The following is an 18,037-nucleotide window of genomic DNA, read 5'->3' as shown; positions in this document are numbered from 1 at the left end:
CGACAACGTGCCATGACAAACTACTGCAATAGCACATAACAAGCCTCCTGGCCAAACCAATACCTTGGGCATGGCAACTAGCACCTGGCTAAACCAATATATTGGGCATGGCAACTAGCAACTATCTAAGCCAATACCCTAGCCATGGCAACTAGCTTGTATCTTGCCTAGTGGCTTGTCATTGTATGACAGAAAAAGTTGCGTGCATGAAAACTGGGACTATTTTAATTAATCCTGATATATAAAGCATTTTCAGCAAGTGCGCAGCATCAGCTAGACTCATCTATGCATGATGAGCAAGTACGCTTTTGCTAGAGATAAAGTCCTGATTTACCCTTTTGCTTTGCGTTAGTACCTTGCTTTTCTTTGAAGTTAAGTAACATGGCAACCATCTCACTAGCACCAAGATCTACAGCCTCTTGTATGTACATATTTAGCGGCATGCCTTTCTTAATGCGACCAATATCAAGGAGCGCCTGCATTGCAGCGCATTGATTGTTGGCAATGATGCCCTTGACCATAGAGCTAAAGGTATTAGACTGCATCTTCGCGTAAGTAAGCAGCTTCTTTAGTAACTCAGGATTCTCTATAAATTCTTCCAGATCAATTATGTTGGTTATTACCAGCTCAAAGCCATCTTTTAAAGCTGCCTCAGCCATAGCCGGTGCTGCCTCAGGGATTTCGGTAAAAATGATATCGAGAACAGCTAAACGCCACCAACCACGCGATAAGGTATTGAAAAAGTCACTATATGGCTTAAGAGAAGCTCCGTGCTTTAAGAGGTAATCAGCGATCTCAAATTCAGCAAATACCAAAGCATGAAAATACAGCGCATCACGATCTTGCTTGTTAATCAGTCCTTGCTTGCAAAGATAGGTAATGATCTCAATTCTTTCTTTAGCTGGCAGTACCTTGGCTTTAGCAAGACAGCCATTTCTATCGAGAGGTAATTGCAAGCCCTCGCCAACAATAGGCTTTCTAAACTTATCTGCAACGATCAGCAATACTTGATTAGCAAGAATGCGATAACTAATATCATTATTGATGATCCAGTTGCCAAAATAAGTATTGTTCACCGGCTTTACATCATCATAGTCAAAGCGACATCCAGCTTGCACAAGTAGCTTAACCTTATCTAAAGAACCATATCTACCAGCAAGTCCTAATGCGCGTGCAGTATAAGTAAATTGCTTTTGAGATTTAAGCACATCATCTACATCTTCAAGAGTACCAAAGCACACCGACTCCTCTAATAAGCTAGTGGCTTTTCTCGGAGAGAGTTTTTTTAGCTTACTCTTAGTACGCTCAGTACTCTTTACCAGTGGAGTGCCTTTATCTTTTTTTCCATCTTGCTCGTCATAGTACGCAATAGTCTCTTTAGCATTGAGCTTGTGAACTAAAGATAAGATCTCAGAGCGATTATTCCTTAAAAAGCGCTCGTATTTTTCAGACATTTCTTTTGAATACAGATACTGATGTGAACAGTACCCAATGGCCAGACGGAGCTTGTAGAACTTGTTGACTGAGGACAAATCTATTTGAGGAAAAACAAGAGTGGCATAATCTAAAGCAGAGTACTTAGTACACATCGCTTGGGATGCAAACTCTTTTAGTTCACGAACATTACCACCAATAATCGTGAAGGGCTCACTCATATTTCGAAAATATCCATCGAAGCGCTCATCAGAAAAACTAGTGAATTTGTGAGGCAAAACCACTGAGCTTATTTTTTGGCAGTTGTAAAAAGCCTGTGGTGCTATCTTTGTTGTGTTCCCATGCAAAACAAGCTCACCTTCAATGTTTTCAGGACACAAGAGCAAACATGAGTAATCTTTGGTATACAACAGTCCGTTATATGTGGCATATACAGGATTATCTTCATGCACTATAAAGCTTTCAAGGCCATTAAAGTGTACCTGACACATATATCGCATGCTAATAATGCCTTTATCCTTAATTGGTAACTCTAAGGCATTGTCTGCTTCTAAAGATACACTCTTGCTTTCAGGATTATAGACAAAATCAGCATCCTCATAAGGCCCAGCAATATAGCCTAGAAAGCTTTTAGGCAGATACAAAGATCTAACTTGTGAATCGCCAAAGGGATAACGCAATCTACGATCCACATATATGGCTCCCTCAGGAATTATGGCATCTAATTCACTATCGATTTTGCCTTTGACAGCCCCATCTTGTTCAACCTGAAAGCCCATAAAATATCCTTATATAGCCATTGTTGAAAACTTAACCAAACGCCAAAGACAGTAGCTGTCCCATGAGATGTATGCTACTTGAATGTAAGCTAGTAGTATGCCTGAAACATATCACTTTTCCATTAAAACTCTTGATCAATTATCTTGTTTTGATTGAAAAGATCTATGGACTACAGCTGCAAAGATGATTTTTTGGACTTGCTCTTATTGCGCTTAGATTCTTGATAATCAAGGATTAAAGTGGTGATCTCGTGACGCTGCATATGACTACTGATTTGTAAATACTCATCTAAATCACTCTTGGTCTTGATGCCGCCTGCTTTTAAGATCGCCCCCATGATCTGCACGTTATTCTCTTCAATCATGAGCAGAACTAGTGGGCGAATAAATTGACGAGTGATTCTGACATGCTTAATTAGAAGCTCAGTTATAGACGCATCTTGTTTAAGTAAGTCGTGATCAAAGAACTTTTGCCAAACTAGCTTATGATCTTCAGCTTCTAAAAGATCTAATAACTCAATGAGTCCTTCACGATTATTGTATGCAGCCCACTTGATGCACTCATTGAGATATGACTCATAATCTTTCTGGCCTTTTACTGCTGCAATAAATACATTAGGACTATAGCCTTTTTCGGTGAGAAAAGCGGCGATCTCATGTGCGCCAACAATGTATGCGCTAAAGCATAAGTAAGAGAGCAGATCTGGAACAATATAGTTATGCTTGATGCAGTACTTTAAAATCCTGATACGCTGTTGTTCGCTTACAACCTGAGCACTATGAAACTCACCATTTTTACCTAAGCCCAAATATGAGTAGAGATGATACTGACCATACATCATAAAAGGAAAAGGCTTAAATAGAGGGGAGAAGACCATTAAACCTATCTTAATAGCCCCTCTAAAACCCAAGCCATCACCCTTAGGTCCAATCACTCCACTATAGCCATCATGCTCTAAGATGCACTTAACTTTATTGAAGCCAGCGTAGCGCAAAGCCAAGAACAGTACATCAGATACTAGGTAATAGCCTTTTACTTGATCGAGCACGAACTTGAGTTCATTTAATGAGCCATGCAGAACGCAGTTTTGAATTACGTGCTCATTAATCCCGCCGTTGTAGGCGATTAACTTTCTTAAGTTCCACTTCTGCCAGAGTGTCTCATAATAATCAGCTATAGCAGTCAGCCCATAAGATTTGCTAGCTCTTAACAGATCTTCTTCATACTCGCGCATGCATTCCTCATAGAAATTGACATACGGCTTTCTAAATAAGTCTTTTTCATAGCACATGCCCATTGCTATGCGCCTTAAATGATACGGCAGTAGATGATCAACACTCACTTTAGGCCAAATAAACACCACGCCATCCATTCCACCATCGTTACCGCGTTGACCACGCACGATATCTAAAAGGTTTAAGGCGTAGAATTTAACTACACAGACAAATTTATCTGCAAGCAGTTTAATCAGAAAATCGTTACCTATTTCACCTGTGAACTCAAGCTCAAGTAAATCAGTACGAGCACCAAAAGCTTCGCGATCAATTTGTTGAAGCGATTCGTCGAACACCAGCCTTTTAGAATACTTCCGTGGGCAATCGACGATCTTAGTGAAGTTTTTGTTATACAGCACTCCGTCACGGCATGCAAAGCGCTTATTATTAGGATCCACTTCATAAGACTTAAGATAAGGCAGATCATCGTTACGAAACTTACGAGTAGATTTTGGATTAAGGTTGGTACCCCAGGTACTACAATCCACCTGTTTTAAATGGAGCTTACCATCACTTCCTTCGTACTCGAAGTAATCTGCCTCATGTCGATTCTCGATATAGCCTACAAAGCTTTTAGGCAAAAATATGGACTCAATGATCGAGTTCTTATCAAACACGCCGCTAGTTTGTATGTAGCAAACTCCATCAGGAATAACTACATGCTTAGCTTTGCCATGATATGCATGCAGCACACCTTTCTCATCAATTTCAAAGTCCATAACGACTCCAAAGATCTGATAAATTGCCTAATACACACTAGCCATTATACTTTACAGCCAAATACATCAGACATTAACACGATCTGAAAGCATGAATGTCTTAAGAAAGGACATTCAATCTCACCTTAAGCAACTATTTTGAGCTGCGCACATGTAATGCCTTGAACGATCAAACAGTCCCTATGCAATGCTTGGAACGATCAAGCAGTACCTATGCAATGCCTTGAACAATCAAGCAGTACCTATGCAATGCCTTGAACAATCAAGCAGTACCCATGCTATGTCTTGAACGATTAAGCTGTAGCCATGCGATGCTTGAAGCTATAAAGCACTGTATGTTGCATGGCTGTAAGTACTTAAGATATGCAAGCGCTCAGATATGCATTAATTTGAGCCGTAAAAAGATTAACGTCTACTAGTTTTAGAGGCTGTAACTAAAATATCTTCGCCCGTGCGTGTAGATGCGCGGCATGACACCAAACGTCGTGTCGGGATCACTTCGATCTTGTAGTCTTTGTACAACTCATGCACGAGATCATGATTGGAGTTAGTCAAAAGCACATAGCAGCCTTTATCATAGAGCTCTTTGACTACTTCGGCTAAGCGTATATGCTCTTCATCGCTAAATACTTCTTGGGTATAGCGCTTGAAGTTGGCATTTTCAGAAATCGGCAAATACGGTGGATCAAGAAAGATAAAGTCGCCTTTCTTGGCATATTTAGACAGAACGTTCTGATATGAGTCACATACAATGGTGGCTTTTTGCAAAGCATTTGATGCCACTGCTAGTCTGCCAATATTGCAGTAGTTTGGATTTTTGTAATTACCGTATGAAGTATTAAATTGGCCTTTTTTGTTGACGCGGTACAGACCATTAAAGCAAGTACGATTTAGATAGATCATACGTGCAGCTGCAGCAGCCTCTGGCAACTCTCTCCAGTCTTGAGCGCGCACCTCGTAAAACACCTCTTTAGTGTTTTCATACTTACTTAAATGCTCAATCACCTCTTCAAGGTGCCAGGCAACTTGCTCATACATATTGATGAGCTCTGGGTTGAGGTCAGCAATAATGGCGTTCTCTGGCTGCATGGCAAAGAACATTGCGCCACCACCGAAAAATGGTTCGATGTAGCGACCATACTTCTTTGGTACTTTAGGAAGTAGCACTGGCAGCATCTGTCTTTTACCACCAGCCCACTTCAAAATAGGATCTGCCTGTAACTCGTAATCAGCATTTTCAATAGCTGCTAGAACACTTTGCAAACTCATATGACACCAACATGACCAAAACTTTGTACGATTGTATCACTGACATTGATACATTGCTAAAGTATGCGAAAACAAAGGCTCTTTTAGCCAAGATATCGAGTTTTTACCCTAGTCCCATGCAAAGAAGATAGAGCGCTTTTCATATCCCACCGTGTCATGATTTTCTCAATGACTTGATGAGTGACCAATTATCCCCCTTGCTGCATTTCGTACCAGCACATGCATACAGTCCCTTTGCTGCAGACATTTCAGGCACAGGCATACTGCACATTGCTACGGACGTTTAGGCGCTAGCGTGCACTTCTTAGCTGAGGATGTTTAGACGCAGCTGTTGTGGGCATTTTGAGGTTTGACTCTTGGCTGTGCCTACGCAGCGATCATTTTAGTGGTTGTTGATGCTCGAGGCTGTTTTTGCGCTTTTTCTTGGAGCTCCTGTATTGCAGCACAAAGACAGCTATCAATATAGCCACAACAAAGCGCATGATCTTATCTAAAATCCCAGGGATCTTGTCATGACGATACATATCTAACAGCAAGAGATCATTCACATCGAAGCCATAGCGATGATGCATACGACTAAGCATGCCCCTCTCACTTGATTCGGTATAGCGAATACGACCTGTAGGAAGGCGTATTTTGCCATTAACCCACATCTGGAATGTCAGATAGTCATCAAAATAAACGCCAAGATAAGAGCCGTCTTTGAGCTGCAGCAAATAGTAGGAATTGTATGAGCCAGAAAAGGCCAGCATATTGACTGCTTTTTCTTTCCATGAAACTGGATAGCTAAGTCTACGATACTTCTCAATGTAGATTTTTTTCTTATTCTTTGCAGTTAAGTTGTGCTCACCCTCTTCCGAATTATCTCTAAGTCGCATCAAGGGGCACAAAATAAGATTATCTCCCTCTGCAGTCACTGCAATATCTTTGTTTAAGAAAGATAAGACCTGCTCTTTGCTCTCAACCAATACCACATCCGGGCTTGGCTTTTGACCAATCTTAGTACCTTCTCCTACCCATAAGTCATAAATCCAGCCAGTTGGAATACCGCCCATCACCATGAATGTAAGTAATAATCCACAAACGAGGTAAAAAGCGACTTTCCTTAGCCTTAGTAGATACTTCTCAAGCATAGTTCTAAACCTCAATCCAACTGATAGTTACGAACTTAGACCAATCGTTAGCCTTGCTTTGCAAAAAGCATTGGTACATGAACTGTGCGCCTATCGTCCTTTGCACTACGATCTATCGCCATGTACATCGCACACAAAAGACTGGACACTCCCTTATTGCTAGCAGAGATACGAGAGTTGGCACCCAAAGCACTTTGGCTTTAGGTGCTGTTGCGTTGGGCTCAAGATATGAGCTTGAGTTTGTTGAATGCGGCTAGCCTATCTTAGTTGTTGGGCTTTTTAAGGGGCTAGCCAGGGGTGGTTGGTGGTTGTTTTTAGCTTAATAGCTGATGGAATCATCCGATGAGTCGATGCAGCAACGGCGATTGTTTTTGACCACAAAGCTTACTTTGGCCATCTTGTCGATTAATGCTTTGACACCATGCTCAATTTTGTACTCCATCTCTTCTTGGTAGAGTGGGATAACTTGGTAGAAGTTAACATCATCACCATTTGGCAAATTCATACACGAAGCATCACCATCAGTATCTTGAGGAGCTACGAGCATGCAGCCGTTTAGCTGAGTACATGTTGCATATGGATCTTCATGATCGATGGTGTGACCATTGCCAAGCCAACACTCGCTAACAATTGGCAGTCTTGCTAATGCCTTTAATAAACGCAGCGGCCAATACCAATTCTCATCATGGATAGAGTCGTTATCAAGCTTCCAATCCTTTGGCAGAGCAATCACCAACTCGGCACGCTCAAGCTTATATTCAGCAAACTCTTCAGGTACATCCATCTTGTGAGCACCCATGCCCATAGTGACTAAGGTGTAGTAATCGCGCTCTTCAGTTGGCTTGATTAAACAGATATCAACATGGATATCAGGTGACACGATCTCATGGAGCACATTGTCAATAGGACCAAAGTACTTTTCAATGTGAGCTTCAACAGCCTTCATCTCATCTTCTGAATAGATCTCTGGAGCGCCGCCATCCTGACACCAAAGTATATTCTCTTCTTCTGACCCGTCAGTATCAACTATGACTCTAAAAAAGCCTGAACCATCTTCAAATCCATATACTAAAGTGATGGTGTAATCAAGGCCAATCATCACAGCGTTAAGCATACCCTTCTTGCCATTAGAGCAATCTCTAGATAGCCATTTGCCTGAGTCAATGCTGCTCTTAAGCTCTTTAAGCCAATCGGCCTTGAGCTTAGACATGCCAGCCTCATTCATCTGGAAGATGAGATCTACAGATTTATCCCCAACAGTCACAGGGAATTTGGTGAACGGTGAGTTAGCAACATACTCATCACTCTTAGGTCCAAAGATCTCAAAGAAACGCTCTAAACCTTGTGGATCTAACCTGACACAAGAAATAGCGCGCAGCTTTGCATCAGCGCGTTCATCTAGTCCATCGAGCAATTTATAATCGTCTTCAGCATTAATCCAGTGATAGAGCATCTGCTCAAGAGTAGCGCCAGACTCAATTTCACGTTTTAAGGTAATAAACTCGTGATCGCCTGGAACCAGCTCAAGACCATGTGCTACAGCCTCAAGTGCACCTTCCTTATTGCCAAAGTGACTACGCAGCTTACCAACTTGCAGCCAGACCCATGGATAATCGCTCTCTTGCTCAGCTCCCTTTTCAGCATAAGCAAGGGCATCCTCTAAACGACCGCAGTGCATGAGTGCACAAGAATAGCGGTAGTACCATGTGCCACAACCAGAAGCATTTCGCTCAGAGTACTTCATCCACTCCACGCCTTGATAATAGTAACGGTACTCGCCCATGTTGATGCACGCAAAGCCATACCACAGAGCAAGCTGCAGATCTTGTTGTGCTTGGCGCTTAGTAAATTTCTTCTCTTCTACGCCCTTTTCAACAAATTTCTCTAAGAAGTACAGCATCTTACCGTAGTAGCCACTTGAATCATCGACAAATGATTCTAAAGTAGCAATATCCGCAACGGATAAGAGTGAATTAGTCTCAGCATTTACAGGAGCCTCACTTAGATCCTCCCAGAGCCCAATACTCTCTACATCGCGACGGAAAGTATGGAAAGTAGCCCATGGCAGCTCACTTTGACTAAAGAACTCTGACGCAGCATCTAAAACCTCAGGAAGATCCCATGCTATGAAGTCGATATAGCCATTTGAAATACCAGTAGCACCACCGATAAAGGTCACGGCATCTAAAGATGCATTCTCTTCTATATAAGACTGCAGCTCATGGCGGAATTGCAAGATCTCCTCAGCACGATTCTCACCTTCAAAGCCATCAATTGGGAATGCAATGAATCCAGGGACAATACCATCTTGTTGGTATTCATCCATACAATCGCTTTCATCATCGTTGTATTCATCAATTAGATCAGGCAAAAGAGTCGTTCCGATAAAGACATCTGAGCGTAACACTCCATCAGCTTCTTGTTCAGGCTCGATCTGATAAGCACAGTATCGATTTTCAAGACACTCAGCAGCATCTGTCCATACTTTCAAGCCAAGATCGTCCATGATTTTTGGAAGATCAGAGAGCTTTTGATGATCATCTAATGGCTCGTTAAGTACATTCAAGCCAGAGACATAAGCAATTGCATTTATCTCGCCTATAGTTTGGTGAATCAGCACGGACAACGCCCACCACACCTTAGCCTCATCGGACTCAAAAATCTCTTTAAGCTTTGGGCAGTAGAGGTCTAACAAAAGCCGCTTGTTGTCAGCTTGATTTACCTTGATGTGCACATCGTCTGCTGTAATAGAGATATCGCCTGAAACCATTTGACAATTAGGACTAGGATTACGGCCTACCACAATCGACCAATGCTCAAGCACAGACTTAGGTGCATGCTTTGCAAAATATACAAGCGGGAAGAGTGAGGTTAAGCTACCATCAGCGCTTAGGCACAGCTCATACTTATCATTTCTTTTGCCAAGCTCAAAAGATGCCTCGCTAATAGCAATCTTTAAGGCTTTTGAACAGATCTGTACAAACTCTACAGCGCGTTCACGCTGATCTTGGCTATCCATGATCTCTCTTAAATTAGCCTCTACCTTCATAAAGGCATCCCAAGCTTGCTTAGTTCTTTTTCTGAAGTTGGCTTTAAACCTTGGCAGCGCGAGAATCTTACGACACTCCTCAATATTTGCTAGAGTATCTTCATCACCAGGTAAAGCCTCAAGCGCACGCTCGTAGTAGTTCAGAGCGCGACCTTCTTGATCAAGGTTGTAATAAGCTGTTGCAATACGATAATTCCAACGGTGATCTTCACCAAGTTCATCCTCCAATGGCTCGAGAAGCTCAAGAGCTATGCGACAAGGCTCCAAATGATCTGAATCACCAATCGATAAATAAGCCTTTGCAAGCTCGCTTATCACCTCAGCAGAACGCTCGTTTTCATCAACGCTGTCAACAAGTTCAATGAGCTTTTTGTACTCACCTTCTGCATTGAGTTTTTTGCACTGCTCTAATAAGTCCATGGCTGCGATCCTCTGAAGTGCTTTAAATTCTCTAGTCCTGATGGGCATTAGCCTGTTATTCTTGGCCATACCCGATGGGTATAAGCCTGTTATTCTTGGCCATATTTGATGGGCATTAGCCAGTTATTCTTGGCCATACCTGATGGTCAACGACGGCTTGTGCGCAATTTAGAGTATAAAAGGATCTCAAAACTCATACGCAATGCCTTCATAATTGTGTGATAAACATTCAAACAATTTGCAAAGTAGCAATGCTTTTATAAAGCATGCACCATTGATGCATCTTTGCTTTGGACTTTCACAACGTATGTATAAATATGCAAGCTTTTAAACAAGGAGCTGCAGCTCATTTTTGTTTGGACAAAAAAATACCCTACCACCCCAAGGGGCAGTAAGGTATTTTTGAGGTTATACGCAACGTTGTGCACTATTGCATGCAGCTGCAGCTATCATGCTGCGCAGCTGTAGCTAGATGCGCGGCTGCAGCTTGATTCGTAGCTGCAGATAGCTGCTAAGCGGCGCTATGCAGCATTTAGTGCAGGTGCGTATTCACTAAATGGCTAAAGGTGTGGCGTTTAGATTATTCCCACTCAATAGTTGCTGGTGGCTTGCCAGAAACGTCGTAGCAGACGCGGGAAATGCCGTTAACCTCGTTGATGATACGGTTGGAGATGCGGCCTAAGAGATCGTATGGCAGCTCTGCCCACTTAGCAGTCATGAAATCAATAGTCTTAACAGCACGCAGACATACTACGTAGTCATAACGGCGACCATCACCCATAACGCCAACAGAACGTACTGGTAAGAACACAGTGAAAGCCTGGCTTACTTGATCGTACCAACCGCTCTCATTGAGCTCTTCCATAAAGATAGCATCAGCCTTACGTAAGAGATCAAGATACTCTTTCTTAACCTCGCCAAGTACACGTACGCCAAGACCTGGGCCTGGGAATGGATGGCGCTGTACCATCTTAACTGGCAGACCAAGCTCAACACCGATGCGACGAACTTCATCTTTAAAGAGCTCACGCAGAGGCTCAACTAACTTGAACTTGAGATCATCAGGCAGACCACCAACATTGTGGTGAGACTTAATTACGTGTGCCTTGCCGCTCTTAGTCTTAGCTGACTCTACTACGTCAGGATAGATGGTACCTTGAGCTAAGAAATCAACGCCATCAAGCTTACGGGCTTCATCGGCAAATACGTCGATGAAGGTGTGGCCAATAGCCTTACGCTTAGCCTCAGGATCGCTAATACCTGATAGAGCATTTAAGAAGCGATCAGATGCATCAGCATAGACAATGTTCAGACCTAAGCCTGAGAACATCTCCTTAACTTGCTGACCTTCGTTTAAGCGCAGCAGACCGTTGTCTACGAATACGCAAACTAATTGATCGCCAATGGCCTTGTGCAGCAGCAGAGCAGTAACAGATGAGTCAACACCGCCTGAGAGGCCTAAGAGTACCTTAGATGAACCAACCTGCTCACGAATACGTGCAACTGCATCATCGATAATGGCGCTTGGAGACCACAGGCCATTTAACTTACATACATCGATAACGAAACGACGTAAGAACTCACCACCTTGCTTAGAGTGAGTTACCTCAGGGTGGAACTGTACACCAAAGAACTGACGAGCTGGATTATATACAGCAGCAAAAGGGCAAGTGTCGGTAGAACCAACAGTGATAAAGCCCTCAGGAACTGCAGTAACCTTATCGCCGTGGCTCATCCACACATCTAACTTGCTCTCACCTTCGTGATCGGTTAAACCGTCAAACAGTGGGCAGGAGCCAACTACTGACATAGCAGCATAGCCGTACTCACGCTTGTCAGAACCCTCAACCTTACCGCCAAGCTGAACTGACATGGTCTGCAGACCGTAGCAAATACCTAATACAGGTACGCCAGCTTCAAAGACCCACTCAGGAGCACGTGGAGAGCCTTCCTCAGTAGTAGACTCAGGGCTACCTGATAAGATAATGCCTTGAGGTGCAAACTCTTTCATGAGCTGAACGTCGGCATCAAAAGGATAGATCTCGCAGTAAACGCCGATCTCTCTAACACGACGAGCGATCAACTGCGTAACTTGTGATCCAAAATCAAGGATCAGGATCTTTTCTGAATGAATATTGGCCATGAAACGACTACCTGAACAAAAACACGAGTGAGAGGCTAAGAGCCAATCAAGTAAGCTAGAGCAATCACCAACAACAATTAGTTATCTAAGCAAACTTAATTATGAGTGCTAATTGAGCAACTAAGTAAGAGCTAGGCACATAAGTACAGTGCTTATACATGAAAGTGCGAGGCATATTAGGATAGCTCATGGCACATTAGGATAGTGCATGGCACTTTCAGCTCATTTAAGTTTTTAATCAAATCTTGTCGAATTGCTGATTGCAAAAATCTTTACAATGACGCTGCAACTTATGTTGTTACAAAAACGTCAAAGCCCCGCAAGTTAACTTGTGGGGCCTAAAATGCTATTAACAGGTTGGATAAAAGGGGATCAACCTGCAGGGAGCGACCCTCTTAGTGGCTCTGATAGTTTGGAGCTTCCTTGGTGATGGTTACATCGTGAACGTGTGACTCACGAATACCTGCACCAGTGATACGAACAAACTGAGCCTTAGTACGTAACTCATCGATAGTGCCGCAACCAGTCAGACCCATGGCTGAACGTAAGCCACCCATCTGCTGGTGAATGATGCCACGTAAAGCACCCTTATATGCAACACGACCCTCAATACCCTCTGGAACGAGCTTATCAGCAGCGTTATCAGTCTGGAAGTAACGGTCAGCAGAACCCTTGGACATAGCGGCTAATGAGCCCATGCCACGGTAGGACTTGAAGGAACGACCCTGGTAAATTTCAATCTCACCTGGAGCCTCTTCGGTACCTGCGAACATAGAACCAACCATGACGCAGTTTGCACCAGCTGCTAAAGCCTTAGCAATATCGCCAGAGTAACGGATACCACCGTCAGCAATAACCTTAATATCAGAACCCTTCATGGCCTCAACTGCATTTGAAATAGCAGTCATCTGAGGAACACCACAGCCAGTAACCATACGAGTGGTACAAATAGAGCCAGGGCCAATACCTACCTTAACAGCGCTAACACCAGCCTCAGCTAAAGCAATAGCACCTTCTGCAGTAGCAACGTTACCGCCAATGATTGGCAACTCAGGGTAGGTCTTACGTAAGTAAGCAATACGATCTAAAACGCCCTGTGAGTGACCGTGGGATGAGTCTACTAAGAGCACGTCAACACCGGCCTCAACTAAGGCACGAGCACGATCTTCATTGCCAGCGCCAGCACCGATAGCTGCACCAACACGCAGACGACCTAAAGCATCCTTACAAGCGTTTGGCTTGTTAGCAGCCTTATTGAAGTCCTTAACGGTGATCATGCCCTTTAAGCGGAAAGCATCGTCAACAACTAATACTTTCTCGATACGATTCTTCTGCATGAGCTCGATAACAACTTCACGGGAAGTGTTCTCACGCACGGTAACTAAACGCTCCTTTGGAGTCATGATGTCCTTAACCTTCATGGTTAAGTCATTTAAGAAGCGTACGTCACGACCAGTGATGATGCCAAGTAAGTTCTCTGACTCATCTACTACAGGGAAACCTGCAAAGCCGTGCTTAGCAGTTAAGTGGCGCACATCAGCTAAAGTAGCTTCAGGATTAACAGTAACTGGCTTAGTTACCATACCGCTTTCAAAGCGCTTTACCTTGAGCACTTCTTCAGCCTGACGCTCGATAGGCATATTCTTATGAATGAAGCCAACACCACCTTCCTGAGCAAGAGCAATGGCAAGACCAGACTCAGTTACAGTATCCATTGCTGAAGAGATCATTGGGATATTGATCTTGATATTTGCAGTCAGGTAAGTAGTCAAATCTGCAGTATTAGGTAGCACTGTAGAATGTGCAGGAACCAACAACAAATCATCAAAGGTGAGAGCTTCCTCAACGATGCGCAGCATAATGCCTCCTTAACTAAAATTTGGCAGATTATATCAAAAAGCCTTTGATGATGATGAAGTTTGTTAGTAAAAATTTTCCATCTTTGCAAGCACCTGCCTCACACTTTTGCCTATAAAGTTGTTATTGCTAGCACACATCTGACTTTGTCACAAAATAAGAAAAATGCCCCAAATTAGCACAAACGCCGCATGTACATTCATTTATCATGTATTTGTACGCAAATAAGAAAAGCGTTTCTTAATGACACCCCAAAATTGTATCTTCACACCTTTAATATAAGATCGCACAATCTAAGATCGTAGCCATCTCTTAGCTTTATGATCCACCCACCGCTTTTGATGCATTTTATGTGTTTTTCCTAAGTTCCATACCCTATACTATGAGAGTTCATGGAATCAAAGCATTATTACGGGCTTTAAGTATGCGACTTAATCAAAACAGAGAGCCAGAAAATGGCGATTTCATTAAGTATGTAGAAGAGCTTATCGCTAGTTCTCCTACAGCTATGCAGCTTAAGCAAAGACTAAAGAGCGGCGATCTTAGTGAAGTCTTTTCTACATCTGAGATCTCAATTAACAAGATTCGTATCGATCAGAAAAACAAGCTCAAGGCTTTGCGCCACGAAAATGAGACTGAAGCTCGCAAGATCAAAGAAGAAGCCCACTCCTTACAAGATTTTTCAAGGAGTACCCATGCTCAAGATCGTCTCATGTCTAATCAGATCTTAAATGAGCGCAAGAATTCAGCAACAAGAATCAAACAAGAAGCTAAAGATCTTCAGAGTTTTGCTTATCGTAAATCTAACAATGGTAGCAAGCAAAGATCGCAAAGCCGTGGAGAAAACTACAACTACTCAAATTCTCGTGCAAACGGCACTGCCACTAATCAAAAACAATCTCAAAGCGGCACAAGTTCTAATAAGAAAGCTAATAAGGCCGTACCATTCATCATTTTTGGCTTATTCATGTTCTTTATTGCGGTCTTTTCAGAGTTAGAACCACAAGAAATAATGTTGATGTTCTTGTTTCTTATGATCGGCCCATTCGTTAGCATGATAGTCAATCGCGCGAAAAACAAAAAATGAGGTTAGCAACATTCTTACATAAGAGTGGAACTGGAGTTATTTATGACTGAATACCTATATGCGATCTGGTTTGCTGTTGCTTTAGGCTGCCTGATTATTGAAATCAACATTATGACTATCTACCTCATCGCTCTTGCCATTGGTGCTGCAGCTGGTGGTGTAGTAAGTCTCATGGGTAGCGACTTTGCCACTCAATCAAGCATCGCTGGCATCGTAACCATACTTGCATCAATTGGCTGCTTCTACTTAAGAAGATCACTGCGCTCAAAAAACGATCGTCAAAATAATCAGCTTGATATGGGACAACGTGTGGTTGTTAAAGCAGATGCAATTGCTCAAGATGGAAGTGCCAAGGTAAAATATCGTGGCGCTGATTGGACTGCATACACTGTTGATGCAATTGCAAAACCTGGAATTTACACCATCGAAAAACTCGATGGTTCACGCATTGTGCTTGGTAAATATCTTGGAGCGGAAGTAGCAAACAATACCGAGCAAAAATGCACAGTAGAGTCTTAGTCGCATAGCCGCCAGACTCATACAGATTTTGTCATTGTCACTAAGCACACACACAAGCTTAGTATGAACAACAAAACTTAACATCTATATGTCTATATGCTTAGCTAATCATCAAGGCATATACAAGTGAGGAAATTTTGATGTATTTAGATGAATTAATTTCACCGGGACTGATCCTGGCAATCTTCTTCGTGATCTTAGCAGTGGTCTTTGCCTATCGTGGCATTAAAGTAGTACCTCAGCAAAGTGCATGGGTAGTTGAGCGCCTAGGTAAGTTCAATCGTGTATTAAACCCAGGTCTGAACTTCATCATTCCTTTTGTAGATAATGTAGCCTATCGCCATTCTTTAAAAGAAATTCCGCTCGATACTCCTGCTCAGGTATGTATTACTCGCGATAACACTCAGTTAAGCGTTGACGGCGTTCTCTTCTTCCAAGTAACTGATCCTATGCGTGCTAGCTATGGTACTTCTAATTACATCATTGCTATTACTCAGTTAGCTCAGACCACCTTACGTTCCGTGATCGGTCGTATGGAAATGGATAAGACCTTTGAAGAGCGTGATCTTATCAATGCTGAGGTGGTATCAGCCATTGACGATGCGGCTTTAAACTGGGGCGTTAAGGTTCTGCGTTATGAGATTAAGGACTTAAATCCACCTGCAGTTATTTTACAGGCCATGCAAAAGCAGATCACCGCAGAGCGTGAGAAGCGTGCCCTGATCGCTGAGTCAGAAGGTCGTAAGCAAGAGCAAATCAACTTAGCTACTGGTGAAAAGCTCGCTGCTATTGCTAAGTCTGAAGGTGAAAAGCAAGCTGAGATCAATATGGCTGAAGGTCAGGCTGCAGCAACCATCGCGATCGCAACTGCAACTGCTGAGGCTTTACGTAAGGTTGCTGAAGCAACTCAGGCACAAGGTGGCATGACTGCTGTTAACCTGCAGGTTGCTGAGAAGTATGTCGCTGCATTTAATGAGCTTGCAAAGACTAACAACACTCTCATCGTTCCAGCAAACATGGGCGACATGAGTAGCTTAATTAGCTCAGCTATGAAGATTGTTAACGCTAACAAGCCTAACTAATCAAAACCAAATTACCCCCACTAGCGCGGCAGCAAACTTACAATCCATTACTAATAAATAAAGGATCGTAGCTTTATTATCTTGCTGCCACGTTAGAGACAAACGCCAGATGCCGACTACCATGTTGGCCTCTGGCGTTTTTGTTTGCAGACAACTAACAAATGCCTGCCGAATCCCCAAACAGAGCACCTGAACGAATAGCTCTGCCAAAGCAATATAGGCGCAAAAAATCTAACTGCCAATGCATTGAGATAACTACCCAAATTATAAAGTGCCAAATGCATCTCTACTTAGTGCATCCGTGCTTCAGTGCTAAGCATTTAAGTGCTAACTTCGTAATCGCTGTTAATTTTTACTTCGTTCGATAGCTAAGCACTTAAGTGCTAACTTCGTAATCGCTGTTAATTTTTACTTCGTTCGATACCACATCCAAGAAGAGTGCATACTTGCTACCCTCAAATGCGATCGAGCAGATGTGTCTAATGGAATGCTGTTGCAAATGCTGCAAAAGAAGATCAAGCAATTGCTTGCATAGATGAGAGAATTTTACCTTGGCGATCAGATTGAGCTTTAGGTTGGGCTTGAGCTTTAGCTTGAACTTTGGCTTGGGCTTGGGCTTGGAGGAGCTTGAGTATATTGGTGTTGAAAATATGGCTATGGGTGGCTTGTGTATGCCGTTTCATAGATACAACATGAGGGGATAAAAAAAGAACCTCGCGGTTCTAAGGTAATGGTGGATGCTATAGGACTCGAACCTATGACCCTCTGCTTGTAAGGCAGATGCTCTAACCAGACTGAGCTAAGCATCCATCGTGGTGGGTCGTGAGGGGATCGAACCCGCGACCAACGGATTAAGAGTCCGCTGCTCTACCAGCTGAGCTAACGACCCACGATAGGGATTTTGAATTGGTGGATGCTATAGGACTCGAACCTATGACCCTCTGCTTGTAAGGCAGATGCTCTAACCAGACTGAGCTAAGCATCCATAACGCGTGGTGGGTCGTGAGGGGATCGAACCCGCGACCAACGGATTAAGAGTCCGCTGCTCTACCAGCTGAGCTAACGACCCACGCTATGGGTTTGTTTCTGAATGGTGGGTCGTGAGGGGATCGAACCCGCGACCAACGGATTAAGAGTCCGCTGCTCTACCAGCTGAGCTAACGACCCATTACAGAAACCGCCTGAAGTTTTTAAGTGGTGGGCTGTGAGGGACTTGAACCCTCGACCAATGGATTAAAAGTCCACTGCTCTACCACTGAGCTAACAGCCCG

General features: G+C 43.1%; 10 protein-coding genes and 6 tRNA genes. 3 read left to right on the top strand and 13 right to left on the bottom strand.

Features of this window, described 5'->3' with window-relative positions; genetic code table 11:
- Positions 1-311 precede the first annotated feature (311 nt).
- The 7 genes from H524_RS0107900 to guaB all read right to left on the bottom strand — a co-directional run bounded on the left by H524_RS0107900 (position 312) and on the right by guaB (position 14,080).
- Positions 312-2,213, bottom strand: a complete 1,902-nt coding sequence (locus tag H524_RS0107900) for a hypothetical protein (RefSeq protein ID WP_027939829.1) — start codon at positions 2,211-2,213, stop codon at positions 312-314.
- A gap of 170 nt (positions 2,214-2,383) precedes the next feature.
- A complete protein-coding gene (locus tag H524_RS0107895; RefSeq protein ID WP_027939828.1) occupies positions 2,384-4,207 on the bottom strand; it encodes a hypothetical protein in 1,824 nt (607 codons plus the stop codon).
- 405 nt (positions 4,208-4,612) lie between these two features.
- A complete protein-coding gene (locus H524_RS14895) occupies positions 4,613-5,476 on the bottom strand; it encodes a DNA adenine methylase (RefSeq protein WP_052338986.1) in 864 nt (287 codons plus the stop codon).
- A 377-nt stretch (positions 5,477-5,853) separates the two neighbouring features.
- On the bottom strand, positions 5,854-6,609 hold the full coding sequence (locus tag H524_RS0107885) for a hypothetical protein (protein WP_156907580.1): 756 nt from the start codon (positions 6,607-6,609) through the stop codon (positions 5,854-5,856).
- 319 nt (positions 6,610-6,928) lie between these two features.
- The gene (locus tag H524_RS14890; protein WP_052338985.1) at positions 6,929-10,078 is read right to left on the bottom strand and encodes a suppressor of fused domain protein; all 3,150 of its coding nucleotides are present in this window, start codon (positions 10,076-10,078) and stop codon (positions 6,929-6,931) included.
- Between the two features lie 580 nt (positions 10,079-10,658).
- A complete protein-coding gene (gene guaA, locus H524_RS0107875) occupies positions 10,659-12,221 on the bottom strand; it encodes a glutamine-hydrolyzing GMP synthase (RefSeq protein WP_027939826.1) in 1,563 nt (520 codons plus the stop codon).
- A gap of 395 nt (positions 12,222-12,616) precedes the next feature.
- The gene (guaB, locus tag H524_RS0107865; RefSeq protein WP_027939825.1) at positions 12,617-14,080 is read right to left on the bottom strand and encodes an IMP dehydrogenase; all 1,464 of its coding nucleotides are present in this window, start codon (positions 14,078-14,080) and stop codon (positions 12,617-12,619) included.
- Between the two features lie 422 nt (positions 14,081-14,502).
- Here guaB and H524_RS0107860 point away from each other — a divergent pair, with 422 nt between their 5' ends.
- From H524_RS0107860 to H524_RS0107850, 3 genes are all read left to right on the top strand, one after another.
- A complete protein-coding gene (locus tag H524_RS0107860; protein ID WP_027939824.1) occupies positions 14,503-15,165 on the top strand; it encodes a hypothetical protein in 663 nt (220 codons plus the stop codon).
- 42 nt (positions 15,166-15,207) lie between these two features.
- Positions 15,208-15,684 carry an NfeD family protein gene (locus tag H524_RS14885; protein ID WP_052338984.1) on the top strand — a complete coding sequence of 159 codons (477 nt, stop codon included), beginning with the start codon at positions 15,208-15,210 and terminating at the stop codon, positions 15,682-15,684.
- Between the two features lie 140 nt (positions 15,685-15,824).
- The gene (locus H524_RS0107850) at positions 15,825-16,766 is read left to right on the top strand and encodes an SPFH domain-containing protein (protein WP_044121772.1); all 942 of its coding nucleotides are present in this window, start codon (positions 15,825-15,827) and stop codon (positions 16,764-16,766) included.
- Between the two features lie 731 nt (positions 16,767-17,497).
- Here the strand turns inward: H524_RS0107850 and H524_RS0107835 are convergent.
- The 6 genes from H524_RS0107835 to H524_RS0107810 all read right to left on the bottom strand — a co-directional run bounded on the left by H524_RS0107835 (position 17,498) and on the right by H524_RS0107810 (position 18,036).
- Positions 17,498-17,575: transfer RNA gene (locus H524_RS0107835), tRNA-Val, on the bottom strand.
- Between the two features lie 4 nt (positions 17,576-17,579).
- A tRNA-Lys gene (locus H524_RS0107830) sits at positions 17,580-17,655 on the bottom strand.
- Positions 17,656-17,673: 18 nt separating this feature from the next.
- Positions 17,674-17,751: transfer RNA gene (locus tag H524_RS0107825), tRNA-Val, on the bottom strand.
- 8 nt (positions 17,752-17,759) lie between these two features.
- Positions 17,760-17,835, bottom strand: a tRNA-Lys gene (locus tag H524_RS0107820).
- A 22-nt stretch (positions 17,836-17,857) separates the two neighbouring features.
- Positions 17,858-17,933 (bottom strand) — tRNA-Lys (locus tag H524_RS0107815).
- Positions 17,934-17,961: 28 nt separating this feature from the next.
- Positions 17,962-18,036: transfer RNA gene (locus H524_RS0107810), tRNA-Lys, on the bottom strand.
- Position 18,037 lies beyond the last annotated feature (1 nt).

The organism is Anaerobiospirillum succiniciproducens DSM 6400, assembly GCF_000482845.1.
Taxonomy (GTDB): domain Bacteria; phylum Pseudomonadota; class Gammaproteobacteria; order Enterobacterales; family Succinivibrionaceae; genus Anaerobiospirillum; species Anaerobiospirillum succiniciproducens.
Note: the sequence above shows the minus strand (reverse complement) of the source record. Positions and strands in the feature narration are given on the sequence as shown.